This window comes from Pseudomonas sp. BJa3 (assembly GCF_026343815.1).
In the GTDB taxonomy this organism is placed as follows: domain Bacteria; phylum Pseudomonadota; class Gammaproteobacteria; order Pseudomonadales; family Pseudomonadaceae; genus Aquipseudomonas; species Aquipseudomonas soli.
The window spans coordinates 1-257 of record NZ_JAOXMC010000346.1 but is presented as its reverse complement, the minus strand read 5'-3'; the positions used below and the strand labels follow the sequence as shown (position 1 = coordinate 257).

The following is a 257-nucleotide window of genomic DNA, read 5'->3' as shown; positions in this document are numbered from 1 at the left end:
ATTCCCAAGTCCCGCCTCAGCCGGCGCATCAGCCAGCTGGAAACCGACCTGGGCGTGCGCCTGCTGCAGCGCTCCACCCGCCGCTTCGCGGTGACCGATGTGGGCATGAGCGTGCATCGCCATGCGCAGACGATGCTGGCCGAGGCGCAGGCCGCGCGCGAAGTAGTGGACCGCCTCAGCGCCGAGCCGCGCGGCGTGGTCCGGGTCAGCGTGCCGGTCGCGGTGGCGCAGATGCAGTTGCCGAAGATCCTGCCGGC

General features: G+C 71.6%; 1 protein-coding gene. It reads left to right on the top strand.

Annotated features, from left to right (window positions below):
- Window positions 1-257: LysR family transcriptional regulator (locus OH705_RS27975; protein WP_267303530.1), on the top strand; the 257-nt coding region annotated here is incomplete at both ends.